The following is a 1,217-nucleotide window of genomic DNA, read 5'->3' as shown; positions in this document are numbered from 1 at the left end:
CCCATGATGGACACCACCAATAGTTGGGCCATCTCATCCATCGTCCGCACCGCCCCATCGATGCCAAACATCGCTTGACCCTGATCATCCTCTCCCCAACGCTCCAGCGTATCATGGTACAGCATCGCCATTCGTCGCTCTTCTTCCGCCCGTTTCCGATCCGTCGCTACCTGACGCAACGCCTCCAGATAACGCGGCATATCCCACTGCTTGCCTTTGTACAACACATCCAGCGCATGATACATCGCGTTTTGCGCCCATTGACTGTCGCGATCCGATCCCAAGTTGAGTAGCACCGACAAAAAGCCTGCCGCAAACTGTTTGCACTCTCTTGCGTCTTTACCAAGACGAAACGGCGTAAACTGTAACGTGCTATCCAGTCCAAACCGCCACCATACGCTTTCTTTGGGCCAAAGTTCCACTAGACATCGATACTCCATCTGTTTGGGGTCCACCACAATCCCCATTGCCCCCCAGGAGAGCATGGTATCCACCGCATACTTGATGGCGTTGGTTTTTCCGCTCCCCAACGTTCCTAAAAACGCGGCGGCTCCCGTGCGGTTTTCCTCCATCATGGCGCGAAACCAGTCCACCCACACAGGCTTCCCCGACAGCGCGTTCATGGCAAACCATTGACCCGCCGGATCGCCCACCCGCGCCGTACCGAGGACACCGGATGCCGCCAAAAACAACGGATCACAGGCATTTTGCCAACGAGACTCCAAATGAGCCGTTCCCCCAGGGAAAAACGCGTCAAACAGCGCATACGCATCCCCCGGCGGATGCACCAGACGAAGCCCCCTCGTGCTGGCCGCTTCCAAAAGAATGCGTTCCCGCCGCAACAATTCCCCTTCCTTGTCGGCTCCGAGTGCAAAAAGGGGCAAGAATTCCACGACCGGCTGACCATCCTTGATTTTTTGTTCCAGCCCCCGTGCCGCATCGAGCGCGTCATAAATCTCATACGGCACCTCCCCCGACAGCGCATACTCCTCTCCTTGCCCCATCGTCACCTTGCGCTTTCGAATCACCAAATCCCTGGCCTCGGACGGGGAACGTACCCGGAACGAGATACACACATCAACTGGAAATTCTTGCATCTCCACCAAATCATACACCCACTCGTCGCCAAGCCGTTGGATATGCTCAGGGGCCCGCGCCGCCGCCATGACGGATTGGAACGAAGTCTGGCTATCCGCATGTTCCACGCGAACGCGAAA

The 1,217-nt window shown here is 56.9% G+C and carries 1 pseudogene; it reads right to left on the bottom strand.

The features are described from left to right. A pseudogene (locus tag BUA75_RS15385) lies at positions 1 to 893 on the bottom strand (ATP-binding protein); the annotation flags it as partial. Positions 894 to 1,217: the final 324 nt, after the last annotated feature.

The sequence above is a fragment of the Alicyclobacillus tolerans genome, from assembly GCF_900142255.1.
GTDB classification, from domain to species: Bacteria; Bacillota; Bacilli; order Alicyclobacillales; family Alicyclobacillaceae; genus Alicyclobacillus_I; species Alicyclobacillus_I tolerans.
Note: the sequence above shows the minus strand (reverse complement) of the source record. Positions and strands in the feature narration are given on the sequence as shown.